23 protein-coding genes are annotated in these 25,612 nt (G+C 68.7%); 5 read left to right on the top strand and 18 right to left on the bottom strand.

What is annotated here, in order from left to right; translation table 11 throughout:
- Positions 1 to 39 precede the first annotated feature (39 nt).
- From proB to rplU, 4 genes are all read right to left on the bottom strand, one after another.
- Positions 40 to 828 (bottom strand): glutamate 5-kinase, encoded by a 789-nt coding sequence (gene proB, locus JOE67_RS01870; protein WP_204973845.1) that lies wholly within the window; start codon positions 826 to 828, stop codon positions 40 to 42.
- Positions 825 to 2,324: a GTPase ObgE gene (gene obgE / locus JOE67_RS01875; protein WP_204973846.1), complete on the bottom strand. Its 1,500-nt coding sequence runs from the start codon at positions 2,322 to 2,324 to the stop codon at positions 825 to 827. The genes proB and obgE overlap by 4 nt, the downstream gene beginning before the upstream one ends.
- Positions 2,325 to 2,405: 81 nt before the next feature.
- Positions 2,406 to 2,663, bottom strand: a complete 258-nt coding sequence (gene rpmA / locus JOE67_RS01880) for a 50S ribosomal protein L27 (protein WP_193596248.1) — start codon at positions 2,661 to 2,663, stop codon at positions 2,406 to 2,408.
- A gap of 19 nt (positions 2,664 to 2,682) precedes the next feature.
- Positions 2,683 to 2,991, bottom strand: a complete 309-nt coding sequence (rplU, locus tag JOE67_RS01885; protein WP_182253397.1) for a 50S ribosomal protein L21 — start codon at positions 2,989 to 2,991, stop codon at positions 2,683 to 2,685.
- Between the two features lie 214 nt (positions 2,992 to 3,205).
- Here rplU and JOE67_RS01890 point away from each other — a divergent pair, with 214 nt between their 5' ends.
- Entirely contained in the window at positions 3,206 to 3,472 is a 267-nt protein-coding gene (locus JOE67_RS01890; protein ID WP_204973847.1) for a DUF4031 domain-containing protein, read from the top strand.
- Here the strand turns inward: JOE67_RS01890 and JOE67_RS01895 are convergent.
- Positions 3,437 to 5,866, bottom strand: coding sequence for an Rne/Rng family ribonuclease (locus JOE67_RS01895; protein WP_204973848.1), 2,430 nt, complete (start codon positions 5,864 to 5,866; stop codon positions 3,437 to 3,439). The two genes, JOE67_RS01890 and JOE67_RS01895, sit on opposite strands and share 36 nt — an antisense overlap.
- A 266-nt stretch (positions 5,867 to 6,132) precedes the next feature.
- Here JOE67_RS01895 and JOE67_RS01900 point away from each other — a divergent pair, with 266 nt between their 5' ends.
- Entirely contained in the window at positions 6,133 to 6,744 is a 612-nt protein-coding gene (locus tag JOE67_RS01900; RefSeq protein ID WP_204973849.1) for a vitamin K epoxide reductase family protein, read from the top strand.
- Between the two features lie 70 nt (positions 6,745 to 6,814).
- Here JOE67_RS01900 and ndk read toward each other — a convergent pair whose 3' ends face one another.
- The 5 genes from ndk to JOE67_RS01925 form a co-directional block, all read right to left on the bottom strand.
- Positions 6,815 to 7,231 carry a nucleoside-diphosphate kinase gene (gene ndk / locus JOE67_RS01905; RefSeq protein WP_071643142.1) on the bottom strand — a complete coding sequence of 139 codons (417 nt, stop codon included), beginning with the start codon at positions 7,229 to 7,231 and terminating at the stop codon, positions 6,815 to 6,817.
- Position 7,232: 1 nt separating this feature from the next.
- On the bottom strand, positions 7,233 to 7,646 hold the full coding sequence (locus JOE67_RS01910; protein WP_338041464.1) for a DUF4233 domain-containing protein: 414 nt from the start codon (positions 7,644 to 7,646) through the stop codon (positions 7,233 to 7,235).
- Positions 7,643 to 8,995 carry a glutamate ligase domain-containing protein gene (locus JOE67_RS01915; protein ID WP_204973851.1) on the bottom strand — a complete coding sequence of 451 codons (1,353 nt, stop codon included), beginning with the start codon at positions 8,993 to 8,995 and terminating at the stop codon, positions 7,643 to 7,645. Before JOE67_RS01915 ends, JOE67_RS01910 begins: the two co-directional genes overlap by 4 nt.
- Positions 8,992 to 12,324 (bottom strand): isoleucine--tRNA ligase, encoded by a 3,333-nt coding sequence (gene ileS, locus JOE67_RS01920; RefSeq protein ID WP_204973852.1) that lies wholly within the window; start codon positions 12,322 to 12,324, stop codon positions 8,992 to 8,994. Before ileS ends, JOE67_RS01915 begins: the two co-directional genes overlap by 4 nt.
- Before the next feature lie 416 nt (positions 12,325 to 12,740).
- Positions 12,741 to 13,523, bottom strand: coding sequence for an endonuclease domain-containing protein (locus tag JOE67_RS01925; protein WP_239527947.1), 783 nt, complete (start codon positions 13,521 to 13,523; stop codon positions 12,741 to 12,743).
- 378 nt (positions 13,524 to 13,901) lie between these two features.
- Here JOE67_RS01925 and JOE67_RS01930 point away from each other — a divergent pair, with 378 nt between their 5' ends.
- A complete protein-coding gene (locus tag JOE67_RS01930; protein WP_204973854.1) occupies positions 13,902 to 14,552 on the top strand; it encodes a pentapeptide repeat-containing protein in 651 nt (216 codons plus the stop codon).
- 18 nt (positions 14,553 to 14,570) lie between these two features.
- Here the strand turns inward: JOE67_RS01930 and JOE67_RS01935 are convergent, their stop codons facing one another.
- From JOE67_RS01935 to JOE67_RS01950, 4 genes are read right to left on the bottom strand one after another with little or no spacing between them, the layout of a single operon-like run.
- Positions 14,571 to 16,055: an ATP-binding cassette domain-containing protein gene (locus tag JOE67_RS01935; protein ID WP_204973855.1), complete on the bottom strand. Its 1,485-nt coding sequence runs from the start codon at positions 16,053 to 16,055 to the stop codon at positions 14,571 to 14,573.
- Positions 16,052 to 16,861, bottom strand: coding sequence for an ABC transporter permease (locus JOE67_RS01940; RefSeq protein ID WP_204973856.1), 810 nt, complete (start codon positions 16,859 to 16,861; stop codon positions 16,052 to 16,054). Before JOE67_RS01940 ends, JOE67_RS01935 begins: the two co-directional genes overlap by 4 nt.
- The gene (locus JOE67_RS01945) at positions 16,858 to 17,823 is read right to left on the bottom strand and encodes an ABC transporter permease subunit (RefSeq protein ID WP_204973857.1); all 966 of its coding nucleotides are present in this window, start codon (positions 17,821 to 17,823) and stop codon (positions 16,858 to 16,860) included. Before JOE67_RS01945 ends, JOE67_RS01940 begins: the two co-directional genes overlap by 4 nt.
- 1 nt (position 17,824) lies before the next feature.
- Positions 17,825 to 19,450 (bottom strand): ABC transporter substrate-binding protein, encoded by a 1,626-nt coding sequence (locus JOE67_RS01950; protein WP_204973858.1) that lies wholly within the window; start codon positions 19,448 to 19,450, stop codon positions 17,825 to 17,827.
- A 165-nt stretch (positions 19,451 to 19,615) separates the two neighbouring features.
- Between JOE67_RS01950 and valS the strand changes: the two genes are divergently transcribed.
- Positions 19,616 to 22,189: a valine--tRNA ligase gene (valS, locus tag JOE67_RS01955; protein ID WP_204973859.1), complete on the top strand. Its 2,574-nt coding sequence runs from the start codon at positions 19,616 to 19,618 to the stop codon at positions 22,187 to 22,189.
- On the top strand, positions 22,189 to 22,404 hold the full coding sequence (locus JOE67_RS01960; RefSeq protein ID WP_204973860.1) for a hypothetical protein: 216 nt from the start codon (positions 22,189 to 22,191) through the stop codon (positions 22,402 to 22,404). Before valS ends, JOE67_RS01960 begins: the two co-directional genes overlap by 1 nt.
- Positions 22,405 to 22,443: 39 nt before the next feature.
- On the opposite strand, the gene JOE67_RS01965 is transcribed toward JOE67_RS01960, so the two are convergent.
- The 4 genes from JOE67_RS01965 to tdh form a co-directional block, all read right to left on the bottom strand.
- Positions 22,444 to 22,662 carry a hypothetical protein gene (locus JOE67_RS01965; protein ID WP_204973861.1) on the bottom strand — a complete coding sequence of 73 codons (219 nt, stop codon included), beginning with the start codon at positions 22,660 to 22,662 and terminating at the stop codon, positions 22,444 to 22,446.
- A 2-nt stretch (positions 22,663 to 22,664) separates the two neighbouring features.
- A complete protein-coding gene (locus tag JOE67_RS01970; protein ID WP_204973863.1) occupies positions 22,665 to 23,273 on the bottom strand; it encodes an ArsR/SmtB family transcription factor in 609 nt (202 codons plus the stop codon).
- Positions 23,274 to 23,334: 61 nt separating this feature from the next.
- Positions 23,335 to 24,513 carry a glycine C-acetyltransferase gene (locus JOE67_RS01975; protein WP_204973865.1) on the bottom strand — a complete coding sequence of 393 codons (1,179 nt, stop codon included), beginning with the start codon at positions 24,511 to 24,513 and terminating at the stop codon, positions 23,335 to 23,337.
- 21 nt (positions 24,514 to 24,534) lie between these two features.
- A complete protein-coding gene (tdh, locus tag JOE67_RS01980; RefSeq protein ID WP_204973867.1) occupies positions 24,535 to 25,578 on the bottom strand; it encodes an L-threonine 3-dehydrogenase in 1,044 nt (347 codons plus the stop codon).
- Positions 25,579 to 25,612 lie beyond the last annotated feature (34 nt).

Here is a 25,612-nt window from a genome sequence, read left to right on the forward strand (position 1 = left end):
GACGGCCGAGCAGCCCCCGGGCCGCCGTGACGTCCGCCGTCAGGCCGTGACAGAGGGTGCGAACCAGGTGCCGATCTGCGCGCCCTCGAGAGCCTTGCCCACGAGGTCGGCGCTCGTGACCAGCACGCCGATGCCCGATCCCGCCGCCATTCTGGCCGCGGAGACCTTGGTGGCCGCTCCCCCGGTGCCGACGCTGTTGACGACTGACGCACCGAACTCGAGCCCGCTCAGATCGGAGTCGGCGGGTATCTCGTCGATCGGCACCGCCGTCGGGTCGGTCGGCGGCTTCGTGTACAGCGACTCGACATCGCTCAGCAGCACGAGGGCGTCGGCGCCGACGAGCTGGGCGACCAGGGCCGCGAGCCGATCGTTGTCTCCGAAGCGGATCTCCTGCGTCGCGACCGTGTCGTTCTCATTGACGATGGGCAGGATGCGCAGCGACAGCAGCCGCTCCATCGCGCGCCTGGCGTTGCTGCGAGATGTCGGGTTCTCGAGGTCGCCCGTCGTCAGCAGCACCTGGCCGGCGACGATGCCGAACGGCCGCAGCGCCTCCTGGTAGCGGAAGACGAGCACGTTCTGTCCGACCGCCGCAGCGGCCTGCTGGGTCGCCAGATCGGTCGGACGGGAGTCGAGCGCCAGAAACGGGATGCCCGTGGCGATCGCGCCTGAGGAGACGAGGATGATCTCGGAACCGCGGCGATGCGCCGATGACAGCGCCTGCACGATCATCGGGATGCGCCACGACGACTCGCCGCTGATCGACGACGAGCCGACCTTCACGACGATCCGCCCCGCGGTCGCGAGCTCCGCGCGGGTGCGCGCGGTCATTCCTCGTCCTCGCGGGATGCGAGGCGCTTCTCCTCGAGCTCCGCCCGGGCTGCAGCCCTGGCATCCATCATCTCGTGGTACTGCTCGCGACGTTCGGCCGTGGTACGACGGTTCGACCCGCCGATGCGGACATCGGTACCGCGCGGCGAGCTCATCAGCTCGGCCGTCGAGGCGATCGAGGGCTCCCAGTCGAAGACCACGCTGTTGTCGCCGGTGCCGATCATGACGGTCGCCCCCGGGACGGCGCCGGCCTTGAACAGGGCGTCCTCGACGCCGAGGCGCTCGAGGCGGTCACCGAGGTAGCCGACAGCCTCCTCGTTCTGGAAGTCGGTCTGCTGAACCCAGCGCCACGGCTTCTCGCCGAGCACGCGGTAGACGTTGCCGTAGGTGCCGCCCTCGACGCGGATCGAGAACTCCTCCCTGGCGCCCTTCGGACGGATCACGACGCGCTCACGCGGAATCTCGGCGGCGACCTCGGCGCGGTGCTGGTCGACGAGCTCGGCCAGCGCGAAGCTGAGCGGGCGCAGGCCCTGATGGGCGACCGCAGAGATCTCGAACACGCGGAAGCCGCGCGCCTCGATCTCGGGGCGCACCATCTCGGCGAGATCGCGCGCCTCAGGGACGTCCACCTTGTTGAGGGCGACGAGCTGCGGGCGCTCGAGCAGCGGCTTCTGCCCCTCGGGCACCTCGTACGCGGCGAGCTCGGCGAGGATGACGTCGAGGTCGGAGAGCGGGTCGCGCCCGGGCTCGAGCGTCGCGCAGTCGAGGACGTGCAGCAGAGCGCTGCAGCGCTCGACATGCCGAAGGAACTCCAGCCCGAGGCCCTTGCCCTCGCTCGCACCCTCGATCAGTCCGGGCACGTCGGCGACGGTGTAGCGGCTGTCGCCGGCCTGCACGACGCCGAGGTTCGGGTGCAGCGTGGTGAACGGGTAGTCGGCGATCTTCGGTCGCGCTGCCGACAGCGCGGCGATCAGGCTCGATTTGCCGGCCGACGGGTAGCCCACGAGGGCGACATCCGCGACGGTCTTGAGCTCGAGGACGACCGAGCACTCCTGACCTGGCGTGCCCAGCAGCGCGAAGCCGGGAGCCTTGCGCTTGGGTGAGGCGAGAGCCGCGTTGCCGAGCCCTCCGCGACCGCCCTCGGCCACCACGTACCGCTCGCCCGGGGTGATCATGTCGTGCAGGACTTCGCCCTCGACGCTCTTGACCACGGTGCCGACCGGCACGGGCAGCTCGAGGGACTCGCCGTCGTAGCCCGAGCGGAGATCTCCCATGCCGAAGCCGCCGTTGCCACCGGTGCGGTGCGGCGAGTGGTGGTACGACAGCAGCGTCGTCACCTGGGGGTCGGCGATGAGGATGATGTCTCCGCCATCGCCGCCCTTTCCGCCGTCGGGGCCGCCGAGCGGCTTGAACTTCTCACGACGGACCGAGACGCAGCCGTTGCCGCCCTTGCCGGCGCGAAGGTGCAGCGTGACGGTGTCGACGAACGTGACCATGTGCGTGCTCCTCCGAGGGTTGTGCTGGGATACGAGGACGGGGCGAGCCGAAGCCCGCCCCGTCCAGGAAGTCTGCTGCTCTTACTGAGCAGCTGCGACGATGTTGACGACCTTGCGGCCGCCCTTCTTGCCGAACTCGACAGCGCCCGCCTCGAGAGCGAACAGCGTGTCGTCGCCGCCACGACCGACGCCTGCGCCGGGGTGGAAGTGGGTGCCGCGCTGACGGACGAGGATCTCGCCGGCGTTGACGGTCTGACCGCCGAAGCGCTTCACGCCGAGTCGCTGTGCGTTGGAGTCACGACCGTTGCGGGTCGAGCTCGCGCCCTTCTTATGTGCCATGTCTGAGCCTCTTCCGTGCTTACTTGATGCCGGTGATCTTGACGCGCGTGAGCTCCTGACGGTGGCCCTGGCGCTTCTTGTAGCCGGTCTTGTTCTTGTACTTCTGGATGACGATCTTCGGTCCGCGGAGGTTGCCGAGAACCTCAGCCGTGACCTTGACCTTCGCCAGCTTGTCGGCGTCGGTGGTCACAGAGGCACCGTCGACGAGAAGCACGGCGGGAAGCTCGATGTTCTCGCCCTGGGCAGCCTGAACACGGTCGAGCTGAACGATCGTGCCGACCTCGACCTTCTCCTGCCGGCCACCGGCGCGCACTACTGCGTAAACCACTTCATACCTGTTTCGTTGGGGAGCGGATCGCTCCGGGAATCTCACGGGAAGACTGTTGCTTGCGTACATCGCCCGGGGCGACGGGTGCAGACGCAAGACTTCTCCTGCGACCGGAAAAGCCGTCAGGGGTCTCGCACCAAAGGACAACTTTACCGGATCATCGCCGATGCCGCAAAGCGAGGCCGGAGGTGTGTCCCGGTCCTAAGATCGCGACATGACCGTTCTCGTCGACGACCCCATCTGGCCAGCGCACGGCCGGCTCTGGGCGCATCTCGTCAGCGACTCGGATCTGGCGGAGCTGCATGCGTTCGCCGCAGAGCAGGGCATCCCCGCTCGCGCCTTCGACCGCGACCACTACGACGTTCCCGAGGACTCGCTGCCGAGACTCCTCGCCGCCGGTGCGGTGCACGTGGGCGGCAAGGAGCTCACCAGGCGACTGATCCGCTCAGGACTCCGGGTTCGAGCCCGCGACCGGCGCTGATCCCTCGCCCTGTGCCTGCGAGGCGTTGGGCGTGAGCATGGCGGTCGTGACGCGACGGCGGTTGCGTCCCTGTCCAGGGGCCTTCGGCTCAGGAAGCGCGTCGAGCACGGAGTCGAGCAGCTGCTCGGTCTCGGTCTTCGGCGCCTTGCGGTCGCCGCCGCGCTTCTTGCGCTTCTTCGGGCGCTCGCTCTGCGCAGGCGCCTCGACGACGGTCTGCGGCTCGGCTGCAGCCGGCTGCTCGCCGGGGGTCTCACCGTTCGCGACGATGGTCGAGGCGGCGATCGCGGCGAGAGCCGACTTCGCACCCTCGGTGATGCTGTGCGTGCCGCCGTTCGCCTGCGGCTGCTGTGCCTGAGCGGCGGCGGGCTGCTGCGACTGCGATCCGCCGCGCGAGCGACGGTTCTGACCGCCGCCGTTGCTCGAGCCGCCGTTGCCACTGCGATGCTTGACCACAGGATCGTGGTGCACGATCACGCCTCGGCCGGCGCACACGTCGCATGCCTCGCTGAAGGTCTCGAGCAGACCGAGGCCGAGCTTCTTGCGGGTCATCTGCACGAGGCCGAGCGAGGTGACCTCGGCGACCTGATGCTTCGTGCGGTCGCGGCTCAGGCACTCCACCAGGCGGCGCAGCACGAGATCGCGGTTGGACTCGAGCACCATGTCGATGAAGTCGACGACGATGATGCCGCCGATGTCGCGCAGACGCAGCTGGCGGACGATCTCCTCGGCGGCCTCGAGGTTGTTCTTGGTGACGGTCTCTTCGAGGTTTCCGCCAGAGCCGACGAACTTGCCGGTGTTGACGTCGACGACCGTCATGGCCTCGGTGCGGTCGATCACGAGCGAGCCGCCCGAGGGCAGCCAGACCTTGCGGTCGAGCGCCTTCTCGATCTGCTCGGTGATGCGGTACGCGTCGAACGGGTCGACGTCGTCGGTGTAGGTCTCGACGCGCTCGAGCAGATCGGGGGCGACGCTCTCGAGGTACGCGCGGATGGTGCGCTGCGCGTCGTCGCCCTGGATCGTCATGCGGGTGAAGTCTTCGTTGAAGACATCGCGCACGATCTTGACCAGCAGGTCGGGCTCGGCGTGCAGCAGCGCCGGAGCCTGCTGCGTCTGCACCTGCTTCTGGATGTGCTCCCACTGCGAGGTGAGCCGCTGCACGTCGCGCGTCAGCTGCTCCTCGGTGGCGCCCTCGGCCGCAGTGCGGACGATCACGCCCGACGACTCGGGGAGCACCTCCTTGAGGATGCGCTTCAGGCGGGCGCGCTCGTTGTCGGGGAGCTTGCGCGAGATGCCGTTCATCGATCCGCCCGGCACGTACACGAGGTACCGGCCGGGAAGCGAGATCTGGCTGGTGAGGCGGGCTCCCTTGTGTCCGACAGGGTCCTTGGTGACCTGCACGAGAACGCGGTCGCCGGCCTTCAGAGCGAGCTCGATGCGGCGCGGCTGGTTGCCGGTCTCGACACCATCCCAGTCGACCTCGCCCGAGTACAGCACGGCGTTGCGGCCGCGGCCGATGTCGACGAACGCGGCCTCCATGCTGGGCAGCACGTTCTGCACGCGACCCAGGTACACGTTGCCGATCAGCGACGCGTCCTGATTGCGGGCGACGTAATGCTCGACGAGCACGTCGTCTTCGAGCACGCCGATCTGGGTGCGGCCGTTCTTGGCGCGCACGACCATCATGCGGTCGACCGACTCGCGGCGGGCGAGGAACTCGGCCTCGGTCACAACGGGACGACGGCGACCGGCATCGCGACCGTCGCGACGGCGCTGCTTCTTGGCCTCGAGGCGCGTCGAGCCCTTGATGGCCTTCGGCTCGGTGATGTACTCCACCTGGCGCTGACGCTGGCGCGGCTCTTCGCGCTGGTCGTCACCCTCCCCGCGGCGACGGCCACGGCCACGGCGGAAGGCGCTGCCGCGGTCGTCACCCTCGTCGTCGTCACGGCTGCTGCGCGCGGGCAGCGGCACCACCTCGGGTGCGTAGAAGTGCAGCTGGGTCGACACCTTCGAGACGAAGACCTCGGGCAGCAGCCCCAGGCTCACGGCCGTCACCGGCTTCGGAGCCTCGGGCTCCGCAGCCGTCTCGGGCTCCGCGACCGTCTCCGGCTGCGGCTGAGGCTCGGGCTCCGCGCCCGTCTCAGGCTCTGCGGCCGTCTCCGGCTCCGACTGAGCCTCGGACTCCGCGGATGCCTGTGGTGCGGCTTCCGCGTCTGGATCCCCGTCGCGCTCGGCGGGCGCATCCGCAGCGGACTGGTCGTCCGCGGCGGGCTGCTCCACAGCATCCGGCTCCGCGACGGGCTCAGCCGTCTCGGCGGTCCGGGCGTCCTCGACTACCGGCTGCGCCGGCGTCTCGTCGAGGGTGGGGGTGTTGTTGTCATCGTTCTCATCGGCCATCTCTGGCTAGCTCCCTGCGCGGGCACTGCGTGCGCCGCGAAAACTCGTGCGGCGAAACAGCGGCCGCGAACTCAATCGGCTGGCGGTCGGCTCTGCGGCGCGACCACCTGGGGCACATGACCCCGAAGTCTTGTCGATTCGATCGCGAATGCACGCGACGTCGTCTTGAGCCATTATCGCACTACCCGACGCCGACGACCGCACGCGTTCGACTCGCGCGCCGCGATTCACCCGAGCCGCATAGACACCGTTGGGATAATCGCGCCATGACCACGCAGCGCTCCCGCCATGTCGGCTACGGAATCTGGCTCGTCTTCGCCACGATCGTCGGCTGGTGGGCGGCGTTCCAGCTCACCATGGAGAAGTTCTACGTTCTCGAGAACCCGGGCGAGACCACCAGCTGCTACGTGAGCGTGATGCTGCAGTGCGACAAGAACCTCTCGTCGTGGCAGGGCGAGGTGTTCGGGTTCCCCAACCCCCTCATCGGCGTGACCGCGTGGATGGCGGTACTGGTGATGGGCGTGGCCGTGCTCGCCGGCGTGCGATTCCCGCGCTGGTTCTGGGGGCTGTTCGGCGTCGGCGTGCTCGGGGCCTTCCTCTTCGTGTGCTGGCTCATCGGCCAGAGCATCTACAGCCTGCACACCCTCTGCCCGTGGTGCATGGCGACGTGGTCTGTCACCATCCCCACCTTCTTGGCGACGACGCTGCATCTCATCCGCAACGGCACGCTGGGTCGTTCGGCCGCGATGCGCGAACGCGCCGGACGCCTGATGGTCTGGGTGCCGCTGGCGACGATCGTCGCCTACGCGATCATCATCGCGATGGCTCAGCTCGCCGGCCTCGACCTGCTCGGCGAGGTCGTCGGCATGATCTTCTGACGCAGGCAGATGCGCAGACGAAGAGAGGGATGCCCGTGCGGGCATCCCTCTCTTCGTCTGCGGTCGGGGTTCAGTCGAACCAGATGCCGAGCTCGCGCGCAGCCGACTCGGGGCTGTCGGAGCCGTGCACGAGGTTCTGCTGCACCTTGAGGCCCCAATCCCGGCCGAAGTCGCCGCGGATGGTGCCGGGAGCGGCAGTGGTCGGATCGGTCGTGCCCGCGAGCGAGCGGAAGCCCTCGATGACACGGTTGCCCGCGAGGCGGATCGCCACCGACGGGCCCGACATCATGAACTCGAGAAGCGGCTCGTAGAACGGCTTGCCCTCGTGCTCGGCATAGTGCGCCGCAAGGCGGTCTCGGTCGGGCTCGACCAGACGCAGGTCGACGAGCGCGTAGCCCTTCGCCTCGATGCGGGCGAGGATGCTGCCGGTCAGGCCGCGGGCGACGCCGTCGGGCTTGACGAGGACGAGGGTTTCTTCAGTGGCCATGTCATTCGCTCTCTGTGTGAGGTTCTGCCGGCGGGCCCGCCGGCCGCTGTCGGTCGATTCGGGCCCCACCGATCGTCGCATACGCCCACATGCCGCCGAAAATCAGCACCACGAAGATGATGGCGGGCTCGAAGATGCCGCCGAGGGCGATGACGCCCTGCAGGACCCACCCTGCCGGGATCGCCCATGGCCTGGTGATCGACCCGGCGACACCGATGAGGGCGACGGCGACCACCACGCCTGCGACGATCCCCCACCACGACGGGATGCCCGCGGGCAGGGCGTCGAGTCCGAAGATCACGAGACCAGCGAGCAGCGCGCCGACGGCCTCGAAGCCGAGCACGATCGAGCCGAGCTTCTGCACCAGGGTGCGCTGCGTGCGAGGACGAGGCGCTCTGGGCGCGCGGGCGCTCACGCGCGCCACCCCGACTTCCAGTCCTCCTCCTCGGAGAGCAGGATCGCCTCGCCCGCGAGCACGATGGACCCGGCGATGACGACGGCGCGGCGATCGGCGGAGGCCGCCCATTCGCGCGCGGCATCGACGGCGTCGGCGAGGGTGGGATGCACGCTCGCGCGGCGTCCACGCTCCTCCACCAGGTCGGCGATGGCATCGGCATCCGCCGCTCGATCGGAATCGGGAGCCGTCGCGAAGACCTCTGCCACCTGCGGCAGCAGCGCGTCGACGATGCCCGCGGCGTCCTTGTCTGCGAAGACGCCCAGCACTAGAGCCCACTCGTCGAAGTCGAAGCTGTCGTCGAGCGATCGTGCGAGGGCGGCGGCTCCGTGCGGGTTGTGAGCGGCGTCGACGACCACGGTCGGCGCGATGCCGAGCAGCTGAAGCCGTCCGGGCGACGTGGCGTTCTGCAGGCCGTCCGCGAGGATGTCGCCGACGATGCGCTGCGAGGCGCCGCCGATCAGCGACTCCACGGCCGCCACCGCGAGAGCGGCGTTGTGGCCCTGGTGCGCGCCGTACAGCGGCAGATACTCGTCGGTGTACTCCCCCGCGAGGCCGCGGATGCTGATCAGCTGACCCCCGACGGCGAGCTTCTGCTCGCTGAGCCCGAACTGCTCGCCCTCGAACGCGATCGTCGCGTCCTTCTCACCGGCCACCCGGCGAAGCACGGCAGCGACCTCCGGCTTCTGCTCGGCGGAGACGACGGCGGCGCCGTCCTTGATGATCCCTGCCTTGACCTCGGCGATCGCCTCGACCGTGTCGCCGAGGCGGTCGGCGTGGTCCATGTCGATCGGAGCGAAGACCGCGACATCGCCATCGGCCGTGTTCGTCGAATCCCAGGATCCCCCCATGCCGACCTCGAGCACGAGCACGTCCACGGGCGCATCCGATGCGGCGACGAACGCGAGCACGGTCAGCAGCTCGAAGAAGGTGAGCGGAGCGTCGCCCGCGGTCTCGAGCTCGGCGTCGACGATGCCGACGAACGGCTCGATCTCGTCCCAGGCGTCCGCGATCGCACCGTCGGCGATCGGCTCGCCGTCGATCATGATGCGCTCGGTGAACCGCTTGAGGTGAGGACTGGTGAACAGGCCGGTTCGCAGACCGTGCGAGCGCAGCAGGCTCTCGATCATGCGGGCCGTCGAGGTCTTGCCGTTCGTACCGGTGATGTGCACGACCCGGTAGGTGCGCTGCGGGTCGTCGAGCAGGGTGAGGATGCGGGCGACCCGCTCCTTGCGGGGCTGGACCCACCGCTCCCCCGCACGCTCGAGCAGCTTCTCGTAGACGATGTCGGCACGCTGGACGTCACTCACTCTGAGGCTCCGATCCTCGAGACGGCGACGGTGAAGTCGCCGCGGTTCGCATAGGTTCCCTTGGCGATGACCGCGGAGAACTCGCTCTCCGCCAGTACGTCGTCCGCGCCCAGCAGGGCGTGCTCCAGCGCGAGCGTCTCGCCCGCGACGTCGGCGATCTCGAACGCTGAGTACACGGCATCCCCGTCTTCGGCGTCGTCGAAGCGCAGCGCGAGACGGATGCGGTCGCTGACGTCGAAGCCGGCGTTCTTGCGCGTGTCCTGCACGGCGCGGATCACGTCGCGCGCGAGTCCCTCTGCTTCCAGCTCGGGCGTGGTCGCAGTGTCGAGCAGCATGAATCCGCCGCCGGGAACCAGCGCGAGCGCCTCACCCTCGGGCCGGCCGGACGTCTCGAGCACCAGGTCGTACTCGTGCGGCTCGAGAGCGACGCCGTCGGCGGTCACCACTCCGCCCTCTTCGGTCCAGAAGCCCTCCTTCGCCGCCCGGATGACCTTCTGCACCTCCTTGCCGAGGCGCGGACCGGCAGCGCGGGCGTTGACGCTGAGGCGGTGACTGATGCCATAGTCGGATGCCGTGGTCTCGGCGAGCTGCACGAGCTCGACCGACTTCACGTTCAGCTCCTCCTGCAGGATCCCCTCGAACTGGGCGAGGTCCGCGGCGAGCGGCGACACGACGGTCAGGCGCGCGAGCGGAAGACGCACGCGCAGCTTCTCCTTCTTGCGCAGGGCGTTGCCCACGCTCGACAGCTCGCGCACCGCATCCATCGCGTCGCGCACCTCGTCGGCCGCCGGGAACACGGCCGCATCCGGCCAGTCGGTCAGATGCACGCTGCGCCCGCCGGTCAGACCCTGCCAGACGCGCTCGCTGATGAGCGGCACGAGCGGAGCCGCCACGCGGGTGAGCGTCTCGAGCACCGTGTAGAGGGTGTCGAACGCCTCGCGGCTCTTGGGGTCTTCGCTCACGCCCTCCCAGAACCGGTCCCGCGAGCGGCGGATGTACCAGTTCGTCAGCACCTCGGCGAAGTCGCGCAGACGCGCCGATGCGGTTGTGGAGTCGAGCCCCTCGAGGTCGACACGCACCTCGCGCACGAGATCGCCGAGGCGCGCCAGGATGTACCGGTCCAGCACGTCGGTGCTGTCGGTGCGCCACGCGGCCTCGTAGCCGCCGCTCGCGTTGGCGTAGGTCGCGAAGAAGTACCACGAGTTCCACAGCGGCAGGATGAACTCCCGCACACCAGCGCGGATGCCCTCCTCCGTGACGGCGAGGTTGCCGCCGCGCAGCACCGAGCTCGACATGAGGAACCAGCGCATGGCATCCGAACCGTCGCGGTCGAGCACCTCACTGACATCGGGATAGTTGCGCAGCGACTTCGACATCTTGTAGCCGTCGCTGCCGAGCACGATGCCGTGGCAGCTCACCCCTGTGAAGGCCGGACGGTTGAACAGCGCGGTCGACAGGACGTGCATGACGTAGAACCACCCACGGGTCTGCCCGATGTACTCGACGATGAAGTCGGCCGGCGCGTGGGAATCGAACCACTCCTGGTTCTCGAAGGGATAGTGCACCTGTGCATACGGCATCGAACCGGAGTCGAACCAGACATCGAAGACGTCTTCGATGCGGCGCATCGTGCTGTTCCCGGTCGGGTCGTCGGGGTTCGGCCGGGTGAGGTCGTCGATGTAGGGGCGGTGCAGATCGATCTCGCCCTCGGGATTGCGGGGCAGCGTGCCGAAGTCGCGCTCCAGCTCCTCCAGCGATCCGTAGGCGTCGACGCGCGGGTACTCGGGGTCATCGCTCTTCCAGATCGGGATGGGCGAGCCCCAGTAGCGGTTACGGCTGATAGACCAGTCGCGCGCCCCCTCGAGCCACTTGCCGAACTGACCGTACTTCACGTTCTCGGGCACCCAGGTGATCTGCTCGTTGTTCGCGAGGAGGTCGTCCTTGATGTCGGTCACGCGGATGAACCAGCTCGAGACGGCCTTGTAGATCAGGGGGTTCCGGCAGCGCCAGCAGTGCGGATAGGAGTGCACGTAGCTCTGCTCGCGCAGCATTCGGCCAGAGGCGCGCAGCAGGCGGATGAGCGGCGTGTTGGCATCCATCCACAGCTGCCCGGCGACGTCTGTCACGGACGACAGGAAGCGTCCGCCGTCGTCGAGGGAGATGATCGTCGGGATGCCTGCGGCGTTCGTGACCCGCTGGTCGTCCTCACCGTAGGCGGGCGCCTGGTGCACGATGCCTGTGCCGTCGGTGGTCGTCACGTAGTCGTCGACGAGGATGCGCCAGGCGTTCTCGGTGCCCCAGGTCTCCGCATCCGCGTAGTAGTCGAAGAGCCGGTCGTACGCGACGTCCTCGAGGTCGCGACCGAGGACGGTCTGCTGCACAGCGGCGAGCGCGTCGTCAGCCGACTCGTACCCGAGGTCCTTGGCGTAGCCACCCAGCAGGTCGCGGGCGAGCAGGTAGCGGTGCGCGTCGCTCTCGGCCACGTCGTCGCCGGGGACGATATCGGCGGCGCCGTTCGGGCCGCCGGGCACGACGACGTACTCGATCTCGGGTCCGACGACGAGCGCGAGGTTCGTGGGAAGGGTCCAGGGCGTGGTCGTCCAGGCCAGCGCGCGCACTGCGGTGAGACCCAGGCTCTCGGCCTTGGCTCCCACGAGCGGGAAGGTGACCGTGACCGACGGGTCCTGACGGTCCTTGTACACGTCGTCGTCCATGCGCAGCTCGTGCGCAGACAGCGGCGTCTCGTCGCGCCAGCAATACGGCAGCACGCGGTATCCCTCGTAGGCGAGGCCCTTGTCGTAGAGGGTCTTGAACGCCCACAGCACGCTCTCCATGTAGCCGAGGTCGAGCGTCTTGTATCCGCGCTCGAAGTCGACCCACCTGGCCTGACGCGTGACGTAGTCCTGCCACTCGTGCGTGTAGGTGAGCACCGAGTCGCGCGCCTTCGCGTTGAAGACGTCGATGCCCATCTGCTCGATCTCGCTCTTCTCGGTGATGCCGAGCTGCTTCATCGCCTCGAGCTCGGCGGGCAGACCGTGCGTGTCCCACCCGAAGACGCGATCGACCTTCTTGCCGAGCATGGTCTGGAACCGGGGGAAGACGTCCTTCGCATACCCGGTCAGGAGGTGACCGTAGTGCGGCAGTCCGTTGGCGAACGGAGGGCCGTCGTAGAAGACCCACTCGTCGGCGCCGTCGCGCTGCGCGATAGAGGCCCGGAAGGTGTCGTCGGCCTTCCAGAAGTCGAGCACCTCGCGCTCGATCTCGGGGAAGCGCGGGCTCGGGGTGACGGCGTCGGCTGCTGCGCCGAAGGAGGAGCGCGGGTAGGTCATCGTCTCTCGCAGTGGTCGTGGGCGGATGCTGCTGCAGGGACGACCCGTGCTGACGCACGAACCGCGGTACCACCCTGCGTGCTTCTCGCGAAGCCACTCTCACTGCGGCGATGACGGGCCTGCCCCGCTCGGTTCTACTTCCCCGCCGAGGCGGAGGGTTCTTCCGAGAGCTCCCCGGTGATGGCCGGATCACAGCTGATGCGCCCATTCTACGCGGCCCCCGCGGTCATCGCATCCGCACCCGCGCCCACCCCGCCCGCCTCGCCTGCGCCCGACGCACCGCGAGTGCGTCCGACCCGCCGCCCGTGCGTCCGACCTGCACCGTGCGCCTGCCGCGGAGATGTACGCCTGCCGCGGAGATCTCTCGCGAATTCGTCCGCGCGAAGCGCACATCTCCGCGCGAAGCGCACAGACGACTACCGCGGAACATGCAGACCCTGAGCGATGGCTCGCATGATCACGTCCTGCACAGCGGGCCAGTCGAACATCACCTGCGAGTACGAGACCCTGATGACGTGGTACCCGAGCAGCATCAGCTCGGCGTCGTGCTTGATGTCCTCCGAGCGCTGCGCTCCGACGTGGTGCCTGCCGTCGATCTGCAGCACCAGACGGTCACCGAGGAGGGCGTCGACGCGGTGACCGTGGATCCAGATCTGGATGCGAAGGGGTTGGCGCAGCCAACGCAGTCGGGGCCTCAAGTAGGTCTCGAGTCCAGCATCCGCGAATGGAGACGCAGAGGCGAGCACGCGGCGAGCCGCCGGCCGCAGAGGCAGTCGCGAGAGAGCGTCGATCTGGACCAGGCCCTTGTTGAGCGCCGAGTCCCACGTCGCGAGCGCACGCTCGAAGGGCTCGCACTCCGCGATGTATCCGAGCGTGTTCTCGATCGGATCGATGACCTCATCGGGTGAACGCGGGATCAGCGGCGCACCCCAGTGCACCTTGGCGCCGACACCCACCTTCCCTGTGTGGGACTCCGGCACAGCGACGTGGGGTCTGCCGGATGCATCGTGCAGCCAGAGCCTGTAGTGCTGCGCGGCCGTGCGACAGGTGATCACCACGCCGGTCTTCACAGCGTCACGCAGAGTCGGGGCGAGATCAGGCGTGGCGATCCAGCCGCGACGCGGACGAGTCAGCGTTCCCGCCGACACGGCGGATTCGATGGTTCGTCGCGCGAAGCCGTGCTCCGTGATCAGCGCCATTCGTGCATACCCTCCCTGCGCCCTCACGAGCTGGACGAGTTCGACTGCTGAAGGGACGACCATCTGCTCAGGATCCGGCGACGCGCCAGCCCGGGCATCCGGCAATCGCGCTGTCTGGGGACAACTGGCCCTGAGCGCCCGACTGTGGAGACTCGAAACGGGTGCTCTCGCCGCGGGGATGTACGCCTGCCGCGGAGAGCTCCCGCGAACTCGTCCGCGCGAAGCGAACTCGTCCGCGCGAAGCGCACATCTCCGCGCGAAGCGCACATCTCCGCGCAGGGCTCACGGCGCACGGCGCAGGACGCGCGGGAGACGCAGGAGGCGCAGGACAAGCAGGACGAGCAGGAAGGCTACATGGACCCGCATAGAGTCGAGGGCATGGCCAGCCGTCGCACCGCCCTCCGCCCGCCCCTGGTCTCGGAGCCCGATCTGCCGGACATCGTGAGTCCCGCCGCTCCCCGTCGCAGTTCCGATCTGAGAGCCGCGATCATCGAAGTAGACGGCGAGGCCGATCTCGCGCATTCGACGCTCGAGCAGTGCGTCCTCAGCGGCAGCGGGTCGGCACTCGACCTCGACGGCGCCACGATGATGGATGTGGACGTACGCGATCTCCGCGTCGCCAAGGTCTCGGCACGGCGATCGACTCTCCGTCGTGTGCGCATCTCAGGAGGTCGCCTCGGGACCCTGGATCTCAGCGACAGCGGCGTCCACGAACTCGAGCTGCGCGATGTGCGCATCGACTACCTCACGCTGGCCGGATGCAAGGCCGTCGACGTGCGCGTGGATTCCTGCAGGATCGCTGCCCTCGACATGCCGGGCGCGACGCTCTCGCGTGTGGCGTTCGCAGCCACGTCCAGCGACGAGGTCGACCCGCGCGGCATGCGAGCGGAGCATCTCGATCTTCGCGGACTCGACGCCCTGGGCTTCCTCGACGTCACGGCATTGCGCGGCGCGACGCTGACGCTGCGTCAGGTGGAGCTGCTTGCGCCGGTCTTCGCCACGGCGGCCGGCATCCTCATCAGCGACTGAGCGCGCTCCGCTGCCGGATCAGACAGCGGCCGCCACCAGTTCTCGGGTGAACGGATGCCGAGGGCGCCCGAACACCTCGCTCACGGCGCCCTGCTCGACGATGACCCCGTCGCGCATCACGAGCACGTCGTCGCACACCGCGGCGATGACCGCGAGATCGTGCGCGACGAACACCATCGTGAGCTGCCGTTCGACCTGCAGTCGCGAGAGCAGATCGAGGACGCGTGCGCGCACCGTGGGGTCGAGTGCCGACACCGGTTCGTCGAGCACCAGCACCTGCGGATCGGCGGCGAGCGCTCGCGCGATCGCCGCTCGCTGACGCTGCCCGCCCGAGAGCTGCCGAGGGCGTCGAGCAGCCAGCGTCTCGTCGAGACCCACCTCGCTCAGCAGCCGGACGACAGCTCGGGGGCGTTCGCTGCGCGGCATGCCGGCCGCCTGCAGCGCCTCCGAGATCGACCTGCCGACCGTCCACCGCGGGTCGAAGGCTCCGAGCGGGTTCTGGTGCACGAGCTGCACACGCTGCGCACGCGCCCAGTCGATCGAGCCTTCGTCGGGGCGCTCGACGCCGATCAGCAGCCTGGCCAGCGTCGTCTTGCCCGACCCCGACTCGCCGACGATGCCGAGCGTTCGCCCTGATCTGAGCGTGAACGTCGCCCCGACGACGGCAGGACGCGCGAACCGCTTCGATGCCTCACGCACCTCCAGCAGCACCTCACCTGAGACGCCGTCCTGCATGCGCGGTGTCGCGACGCTCGCCTCGATGAGCGACCGCGTGTACGCCTCCCGCGGCGAGGTCATGACCTCGGTGACCGCTCCCTGCTCGATGATCCGCCCCTCGCGCATCACCAGCACGCGGTCGGCCACTCGGCGCACCGCGGCGAAATCATGGCTGATGAACAGCACGGCGCGCCCCTGGTCGGCTATCGATCGCAGCAGCGAGAGGATGCGCGCCTGCACCGTCGCATCCAGTGCGGTCGTCGCCTCGTCGGCGACGAGCACGGCGGGATCCGCGGCGAGCGCCGAGGCGATCAGGGCGCGCTGCCGCATGCCTCCTGACAGCTCGTGGGGATAGCTTCGGGCGCGGTGTCCCGGTTCTGGCAGCGAGACGGATTCCAGCAGCTGCACGGCCCGCTCATCCCGACGGCCTCGGTGCAGGCCGTGGATCTCCATGGGCTCGGCGACCTCGCGGCCGATGCGGCGCAACGGGTCGAGTGCGGCGAGAGCGTCCTGCGAGACGAGGGCGACGCGCCGGCCACGGAGCCTCCGCCAGCCGGACTCACCCAGCGCCGCGGCGTCGGTGCCGTCGATCCGCAGCTCGTCGACCGTCATGCGAGCACCGTCGGGCAGCATCCCGAGCAGGGCTCTCGCCGTGAGGGACTTGCCCGCTCCGGATTCGCCGACGATGGCGACGCACTCCCCCGGTGCGACGTCGAGGTCCACCCCGTCCACGACGCGCTGTGCGTCGATCTCGATGCGCAGCCCGCGCAGTCGGACCGCAGTCATGCGCGCCTCCCCTCCACGCTGGCGCGCAGCGCACGACCGATGACCGTCGCGCTGATCACCGTGAGGGTGATCGCCAGACCGGGGAAGACCGAGATCCACCAGGCCCGGCCGAGGACGTTCCGACCGCCCGAGAGCATCAGCCCCCACTCCGGTGCGGGCTCCGATGGCCCGAGGCCGAGGAAGCTGAGGCCTGCGGCGGCCAGGATGCTCGATCCGATGCCGATCGTCGCGAGCACGCTCAGCGATCCGAGCACCCCAGGCGCGACGTGACGCGTGAAGGTGCGCACGGGCCCGACGCCGAGAATGCGCGCAGCCTCGACGTGCTCGGCGACGCGCAGCGTGCGGGTCTGCGTGCGGGCGAGGCGGATGTACACCGGCACCGCGGCGATCGTGACGGCGATCGCGACGTTCACCGCGCCGGGTCCGAGCACGGCCACGACGATCAGGGCGATGAGGAACTCGGGGAAGGCGAGCAGGACGTCGGTGGCGCGCATCGCCGCCGAGTCGAGAATCCGTGGCGCGACGCCCGACAGCGAGCCGAGCACGAGACCGACGGCCACGGCGAGCAGGGTGGCGAGCAGACCGATGCCGACGGAGCGCCCGGCTCCGTGGACGACGCGGGAGAAGACGTCGCGCCCCGACTGATCCGTGCCGAAGAGATGCGCTCCTCCCGGCGCCTCGAGAGCGGAGCGCACGTCGGCGCGCAGCGGATCATGAGTTGCCAGGGCATCGGGGAACACCGCGGCGAGCGCGACCGCGGCGAGGAACATCACCGCGAGGACGAGTGCGGTACGTCTGGCGATCATCGCCGCTCCTCGATCGCGGGCGCTTCGAAGGCTGCGGGACGAGCACGCAGCCGCGCGTCGATGAGCGGGTGCAGCAGCTCGACGATGACGTTCACGACGACGAAGACCGCAGCACTGAGCATGATCACGCCGGCGACGACGGGCAGGTCGCGGTCGACGATGGCGGTCAGCGTCACGCGTCCGAGCCCCGGCCTGGCGAAGACCGTCTCGACGAGCACCGCACCGCCGAGAAGCGAACCGATGAGATACGCGGTGAGCGTCAGGGCGCCGGCCGCGCCGTGACGCAGCGAGTGACGCAGCACGAGGCGGGCGGGCCCCGCGCCGCGCGAGCGCGCTGTCTCCGCGAACGGCTGCCGCTCCGCCTCGTCGATGCCGTCTCGCAGCACCTGGCTGATCAGCGCCGACACCGGGAGGGCGAGCGTGACGGCGGGCAGCACGACCGTGGCGGGGCTGCGGGTCCCTGCCACGGGGAACCATCCGAGGCTGAAGGCGAAGACGGCGAGCAGCACGATGCCGATCCAGAACACCGGCGACGAGAGCACGATCAGCTCCCCGGTCACGACCGCCGCCCGAGCGATCCCCCTGCGCGCGAGCAGCGCCACGGCCAGGGCGATGAGGATCGCGATCAGCAGGGCCAGACCGGTGAGCTGCAGCGTGGAGCCGAGCTGGCGCCCGATGACGTCGCTGACGGGCATCCGGAGCTGGTATGACGTACCGAGGTCGCCGCGCAGCAGCCCGCCGACGTACGAGAAGTACTGCTCGAGCGGCGGCCGGTCGAGGCCGAGCTCCGCGCGCACTCCTGCCTTGACGGCATCGCTGACCTTGGCCTGGGGGCCGAGCATGACCGAGACAGCATCGCCCGGGATGATCCGGAACGCGAGGAAGGCCAGCGTCGCCGCACCCCAGAGCACGAGGACGGCAGACGCGGCGATCCCCACGATCCGGATCAGGGCGTGCCGCACGTCAGCGGCTGACGCTCGCGTCGTAGAACAGCGGACGGCCGTACAGGTCGTACTCGATGCCCCCGACGCCCTTCGCGGAGCCGGTGATCAGCGACGACACGTAGAGCGGCACGATCGCGACGTGCTCGGCGTTCCACTGCTGCAGCTCGGTGTAGATCTTCGCGCGCTCGGCGGTGTCGGACGTCGAGAGACCCTGCTCGAGCAGCTCGTCCACAGCAGGGTCGCTCACCTGCGAGGCGTTCTGGAAGCCGTCGGTCCCCAGGTGGCTGCGCAGCAGATCGGCGTCCACGCCCGAGAAGTCCCAGTCGGTGATGTCGTAGGTCTTCGGGCCGTACTGCTCGTTGTAGGCGGCGGGCTCGAGCTTCTCGCGCACGATCTCGAAGCCGACGTCCTTCAGGTCGGACTGAATGGCGTTGGCCAGCGCCGTGCGGTCGTCCGAGATCGGGGTCCAGGCGATCCAGCGGGCTGAGAGACGCTCGCCGTCCTTCATCCGGATGCCGTCTGCGCCACGCTCCGTCCAGCCGGCGTCGTCGAGAAGGGCGTTCGCCTTGTCGGCGTCGAATGCCCAGGTGCCCTCGAGCGACTCGTCGTAACCAGGGGTGGTCGGGCCGAGGATGCTCCAGGCACGGGGGAACTCGCCGAAGAAGATCTCGTCGACGGCCGCATCGATGTCGATCGCCAGGGAGAACGCCTGGCGCACCTTCTGATCGGCGAACACGCCGTGCTTCTCGTTCAGGAACAGCGAGTAGGGCAGGCCGGGGTACTCCTTGGCCGTCACGGTGATGTCGTCGCCGAGGTCGGCGACGACGTTCGGCGGCAGCTGGGTGGCGACGTCGGCCTCGCCCGACGAGAGCACGCCGGCGCGGACGGATGCCTCGGGCAGCAGCTCGATGCGGAGCGTCTTGATCTTGGGAGCCTCGGCCCCGTCCGGCCCCCAGGCGTAGTCGTCGTTGCGGGTGTAGACGATCTCCTGGTCGGCGGTGTACTCGCTGAGCACGAACGGGCCGGTGCCGACCGTGACATCGGGACCGCCTGCCGCGAGCTGATCGGCCGAGCTCTCGAGCACCTTCGGCGACCAGAAGCCGAGCTGCGCGGTGCTGGCGGCCTGCAGGAAGGGTGCATACGGCTGGGTGAAGCTGACCTCGACCGTGTGCTCGCCGACCACCTCGGTGCCCGCGTACAGCTCGCCGCCGAGCATGCTGGCGGCCTGAGCAGACTTCGTCGCGGGGTCGACGATGCGGTCGAAGTTCGCCTTCACTGCGGCGGCGTCGAACGCCGTGCCGTCGGAGAAGGTGACGTCGTCGCGCAGTTCGAAGGTGTACGTGCGGCCGTCGTCCGACACCTTCCAGCTCTTGGCGAGCCACGGCGAGAACGAGCCATCGGCCTCCTGGAAGACGAGCGAGTCGAGCACCTGGCGCTGCACCATGCCCGATACGTCGAGCTGGCTGGTCTGCGGATCCATGTGTCCTGCGGAGAGGTTCGCCCCCTCGATGGCCCAGACGAGTTCGGCGTCGGTGTCGGCGGACCCGCCGTCGTCGGCGGGTCCAGCGCAGGCGCTGAGGAGGAGGGCGGATGCTGCTGCCAGGGCGACAACGGGCAGAAGGCGACGCACGGGGAAGGAAGGCATTCGGGAACCTCGATGAGTGCGGGAAAAGGGGAACACTCCATCCTACCGGCGGTTGTTGCACTGGGTCGATCTACGAGTCCCACTGTGGCGACCGATAGACTCGCGGGACAACCCACACTCAGGCACGCTCACACAGTGCCGCACACATCGCTCGAGGAGACCTCCATGTCCAGCATCCCTGACAAGCCCGCACTCGAAGGCCTCGAGACGAAGTGGGGAGAGCGATGGTCGGCACAGGGCACCTTCCTCTTCGACCGCGCCCGCGCCGTGGCATCCGGCCGTGACAGCGTCTACTCGATCGACACTCCCCCGCCCACCGCCTCCGGCAGCCTGCATATCGGCCACGTGTTCTCGTACACGCACACCGACATCAAGGCGCGATTCGAGCGCATGCGCGGACGCAACGTGTTCTACCCGATGGGCTGGGACGACAACGGCCTGCCGACCGAGCGCCGCGTGCAGAACTATTACGGCGTGCGCTGCGATCCGTCTCTCCCCTACGACCCCGACTTCACCCCGCCGTTCGAGGGCGGCGACAACAAGTCGTCGCGCGCTGCCGACCAGCAGCCCATCAGCCGGCGCAACTTCATCGAGCTCTGCGAGAAGCTGACCGTCGAGGACGAGAAGCAGTTCGAGGCGCTCTTCCGCCAGCTCGGATTGAGCGTCGACTGGACGCAGACGTACCGCACGATCTCCGACGACACGATCAGGCAGAGCCAGCTCGCCTTCCTGCGCGGTCTTGAGCGCGGAGAGGCCTACCAGTCGCTGGCGCCCACCCTGTGGGACATCGACTTCCGCTCGGCGATCGCGCAGGCTGAGCTCGAAGACCGCGACCAGCAGGCGGCGTACCACCGCGTCGCCTTCCACAAGACCGACGGATCGGGTGACATCCACATCGAGACCACCCGTCCCGAGCTGCTTCCCGCCTGCGTCGCGCTCGTGGCGCACCCCGACGACGAGCGCTACCAGCCGTACTTCGGCAAGACGGTGCGCACCCCGATCTTCGACGTCGAGGTGCCCGTGCTCGCGCACCACCTCGCGCAGCCCGACAAGGGCTCCGGCATCGCGATGATCTGCACCTTCGGCGACGTCACCGACATCATCTGGTGGCGGGAGCTCGACCTTCCCAACCGCACCATCCTCGGCAAGGACGGCCGCGTGCTCGCCGACGTCCCTGAGGCCATCGTCTCCGAGGCGGGCAGGAACGCCTACGCCGAGCTCGCCGGCAAGACCGTCTTCAGCGCCCGTAAGAGCATGGTCGAGCAGCTGCAGGCGTCCGGTGACCTGCTCGAGGTCGGCAAGCCCTTCAATCACGCCGTGAAGTTCTTCGAGAAGGGCGATCGCCCTCTCGAGATCGTCTCAACGCGCCAGTGGTACATCCGCAATGGGGCGCGCGACCCGCAGCTGCGCGAGCAGCTGCTCGAGAACGGTCGATCGCTGAACTGGCACCCCGACTTCATGCGCGTCCGCTACGAGAACTGGGTAGGCGGCCTCACCGGCGATTGGCTCATCTCGCGCCAGCGGTTCTTCGGTGTGCCCATCCCTGTCTGGTACGCCCTCGATGAGAACGGAGAGCGCGACTACGACCGTGTGCTGACCCCCTCGCTCGATAGCCTGCCGATCGATCCGACGACCGATCTCCCCGACGGGTACACGGAAGAGCAGCGCGGTGTGCCCGGCGGCTTCGACGCCGAGCAGGACATCTTCGACACCTGGGCGACCTCGTCGCTCACCCCTCAGCTGGCCGGCGGCTGGCAGCGTGACGAAGAACTGTGGAACACCGTCGCCCCGTTCGACCTGCGCCCCCAGGGCCAGGACATCATCCGCACCTGGCTGTTCTCGACCATGCTTCGCTCGACACTCGAGGACCAGCGCTCGCCGTGGCGCAACGCCGCGATCTCGGGCTTCATCGTCGACCCCGATCGCAAGAAGATGTCGAAGTCGAAGGGCAACGTCGTCACCCCGGCGGACATCCTCGACAAGCACGGCTCGGATGCGGTGCGCTACTGGTCGGCATCCAGCCGTCTCGGCATGGACGCCGCGTTCGACCCGCAGAACCCCACGCAGGTGAAGATCGGCCGTCGCCTGGCGATCAAGATCCTGAACGCGGCGAAGTTCGTGCTGTCGTTCCCGGTGCCCGAGGGGGCGCAGGTCACGCACGCGCTCGACGCCTCGATGCTCACGGCTCTCGACCAGGTCGTGCGCGACGCGACGAAGGCGTACGAGAACTACGACCAGGCGAAGGCGCTGGAAGTCACCGAGGCGTTCTTCTGGACGTTCTGCGACGACTATCTCGAACTGGTGAAGGAGCGCGCCTACGATCAGACCGACGTGGGCCAGGCCTCGGCCGCGCTCGCGCTGCACCTGGCGCTGTCGACGCTGCTGCGCCTGCTCGCCCCGATCGTGTCGTTCGCGACGGAGGAGGCGTGGTCGTGGTTCGAGGAGGGCTCCATCCACACCGCCGCCTGGCCCGAGCCGCTCGGCATCGAGGGCGACCCCGCGGTGCTCACGACCGCCAGCGAGGCGCTGATCGGCATCCGCCGCGCGAAGACCGAGGCGAAGGCATCGCAGAAGACTCCTGTCGCGACCGCCACGATCGCGGCGCCCGCGGCGAAGGTCGAGGCGCTCCGCGCCGCTGCCGACGACCTGCGCGCCGTGGGCCGCATCGCCGAGCTCACCTTCGCAGAGGCCGACGAGCTCGCCGTCACAGCGATCGAGCTGGCACCGGTGGAGAGCTGATGCAGCTCGGCACTCGCTGGGCGACGGGAGCCGAGCCGCCTGCGTCGGTCCCCGCCGCCCTGCGCCCGGCGATCGCCGAGGTCGAGGCCCGTGGCCTTACCGGGCACTGGACGCTCACCTGGCTCGAAGGCCGGCCGATCGCGGAGCTGGATGCCGGGTGGGAGGTTCTGCTCACGGCATCCGGCGACGTCGTCGCCCGCCCTTTCCAGGACTGACCCGGGTCCTCTCTTCACCGCGGCGCATCGGACCGGCGCTCAGCGGCCAGAGAGACCGACCATCGCAAGAAGGTGGTCGACCTCGTGCGGGTCAGCGCGGCGGGTCTGCTGCTCCTGCAGCAGACTGAGCGCGATCTCTCGGCGCTCGGCACGAGCGGTCACCCGGCGCTCGACGTGCCGGGTGAGTGCTGCGGCCAGCTGCTGCAGCAGACGCTCGAACGGCGTGGGCGATGCGAGGCGAAGAGTTGCAGTGGTCATGGTCACTCCTGATTCATGGCGCCGCGGCTGTTCGCCACGGGAAGATCGAAGACCTCGGCGCGCAGAGACACGCGCCGGGTGCCGGGCAGCGACTCCTGCCCCCGATAGCGCTCGACCGCCGCGTCGACCACGGCGGTGAGCTCATCCTTCAGCTCGGCCATCTGCTCAGGCGTGATGTCGAGCATCGTGGTCATGACCAGGCCGGCATCCCTCCAGCCCTCTGGCTGCTCGGACTCAGGACGGTTGATGTACTCCATCAGGGTCTGGTGACGAAGACGAAGGAACTCGGTCGTCACGATCTGCGCAGCGGCGCGGTTCGACGGCGACATCGCCTCGGCGGGACCCGGCATGTTGATCCGCCCCTTGGGCCGCTCCCACCAGCGCTCCCGTGCGGTCCCCCGGTCGGGAACCTCACGGATCAGATCGTGAGCGGCGAGGGCGCGCAGGTGGTAGCTGGTCGCGCCCGAGGTCTCGCCGATCAGCGCGGCGAGCGTGCTCGCCGTCTGGGGTCCGCGTTCGCTCAGCAGATCGTAGATCCGCACACGCAGCGGGTGCGCAAGAGCTTTCAGCGCACTGGCGTCAAGGGTGCGTATCTGCTGTTCGTCCGTCATGCATGCAAAGATACTCTTGCAAATAGTTCTTTGCAAGAGTTTCTTTGCACGTCTTCTCGAGTCAGTTCTCGGCGTCGCGGGCGGCGACGAACGCCGCCACGCAGCGTTCGACCTGCTCGCTCGTGTGCGCCGCTGAGAGCTGCACACGGATGCGCGCCTTGCCGCGCGGTACGACAGGGAAGCTGAACGCAGTGACGTACACGCCCTGGCGCTGCATCTCGTCGGCGATACGCGCGGTGAGCGCCGCGTCGCCGAACATCACCGGCACGATCGGGTGCTCGCCGGGGAGCAGGTCGAAGCCCTCCTCGGTCATGCGGCGGCGGAACAGCTCGGCATTCCCGGTCAGTCGTGCCCGCAGGTCTGCCGAGCCCTCGACCAGGTCGAGCGCAGTGAGGGTGCCCGCGACGATCGAGGGCGCGAGCGTGTTCGAGAAGAGGTACGGTCGCGAACGCTGACGCAGCAGGGCGACGATGTCGCGGTGTGCGGCGACGTAGCCGCCCGATGCTCCACCCAGCGCCTTGCCGAAGGTGCCGGTGTAGATGTCGACGCGGTCAGAGACGCCGCAGAACTCGGGAGTGCCGCGTCCGTTCTCACCGACGAACCCGACCGCATGCGAGTCATCGACGAAGACGAGTGCGTCGTAGCGCTCCGCCAGGTCGCAGATCTCACGCAGCGGGGCGATGTAGCCGTCCATCGAGAAGACGCCGTCGGTCACGACGACGCGGAATCGGGCATCCGACGCGGCCTTGAGCTGCTCTTCCAGATCAGCCATGTCGCGGTTGCGGTAGCGCAGACGGCGCGCCTTCGACAGTCGGATGCCGTCGATGATCGACGCGTGGTTCAGCTCGTCCGAGATGATCGCGTCGTCCGCCGTGAACAGCGTCTCGAACACACCGCCGTTCGCGTCGAAGCACGAGGAGTACAGGATCGCGTCGTCGGTGCCGAGGAAGGCGGCGAGACGCCGCTCGAGCTCGAGGTGCTGCTCCTGCGTGCCGCAGATGAAGCGGACGCTCGCAAGGCCGTAGCCCCACTCGTCGAGTGCGCCCTTCGCGGCCGCGAGGATGCGCTCGTCGTCGGCGAGACCCAGATAGTTGTTGGCGCAGAAGTTGAGCACCTCGACGCCTCCGGTCACGATCTCGGCCTTCTGCGGGCCCGAGATCCCTCGTTCCCGCTTGGTGAGCCCCGCCTCCTCGATGCCGGCGAGCTCGGACTGCAGGTGATCCTTGAATGTCGTGTACATGGCTGCTCCTTGCAGTCGTTCTTACAGCTCGGTCCAGTCGAGGATGATCTTGCCCGTGCCCGCCGACTCGGCGGCGGCGAAACCGCGCTCCCAGTCGCGTGCGGGGATCACGTCGGCGATCACGCGGGCGATAGACTCACGCAGCGTCGCGCTGGTCTGCAGCATCGCGCCCATCGCGTTCCAGGTCTCGAACATCTCGCGGCCGTAGATGCCCTTGATCGTGAGCATGTGGGTCACGAGCTTGCCCCAGTCGATGTCGAATCCTGAGCTCGGGAGCCCCAGCATGGCGATCTGGCCGCCGTGGTTCATGTTGTCGATCATCGCGGGCAGTGCCGAGGGTGCACCGCTCATCTCGAAGCCGATGTCGAAGCCCTCGCGCATGCCGAGCGCGCGCTGCGCGTCGCGGATGTCCTCCTGCGAGACATCGACGACCGCGTCGGCGCCCATCTGCTTCGCCATGTCGAGGCGCGGCGCGCTGACGTCTGTGGCCACGATGAACCGCGCGCCCGCGTGCCGGGCGACGGCGATCGACATGAGGCCGATGGGGCCGCATCCGGTGATCAGCACGTCCTCGCCGATCACGCGGTACATGAGTGCGGTGTGCACGGCGTTGCCCAGCGGGTCGAAGATGGCGCCGAGCTCAGGCGTGACGTCGTCGTGGTGCACCCAGACGTTGGTCGCGGGAAGCGAGAGGTACTCGGCGAAGGCACCGTCTCGCTGCAGCCCGAGGCCGATGGTGCGGATGCACATCTGGCGGCGCCCGGCGCGGCAGTTGCGGCAGGTGCCACAGACGATGTGCCCCTCACCCGAGACCCGATCGCCGACCGATATGTCGTGCACGAGCGGCCCGACCTCGACGACCTCGCCGTAGAACTCATGGCCGGGGATCAACGGCGCCTCGATCGCTGAAGCGGCCCAGTCGTCCCAGCGGTGGATGTGCAGGTCGGTGCCGCAGATGCCGGTGCGGAGCACGCGGATGACGACCTCGCCGGTTGCAGCGACGGGGTCGGGGCGATCGACGAGCTCGAAGCCCGCGCGCGGACCGCTCTTGAACAGTGCCTTCATGCTTCGATCTCACCGTATCCAACCATGTAGAACA

Origin of the sequence: Microbacterium esteraromaticum (assembly GCF_016907315.1) — a bacterium.
GTDB classification, from domain to species: domain Bacteria; phylum Actinomycetota; class Actinomycetes; order Actinomycetales; family Microbacteriaceae; genus Microbacterium; species Microbacterium esteraromaticum.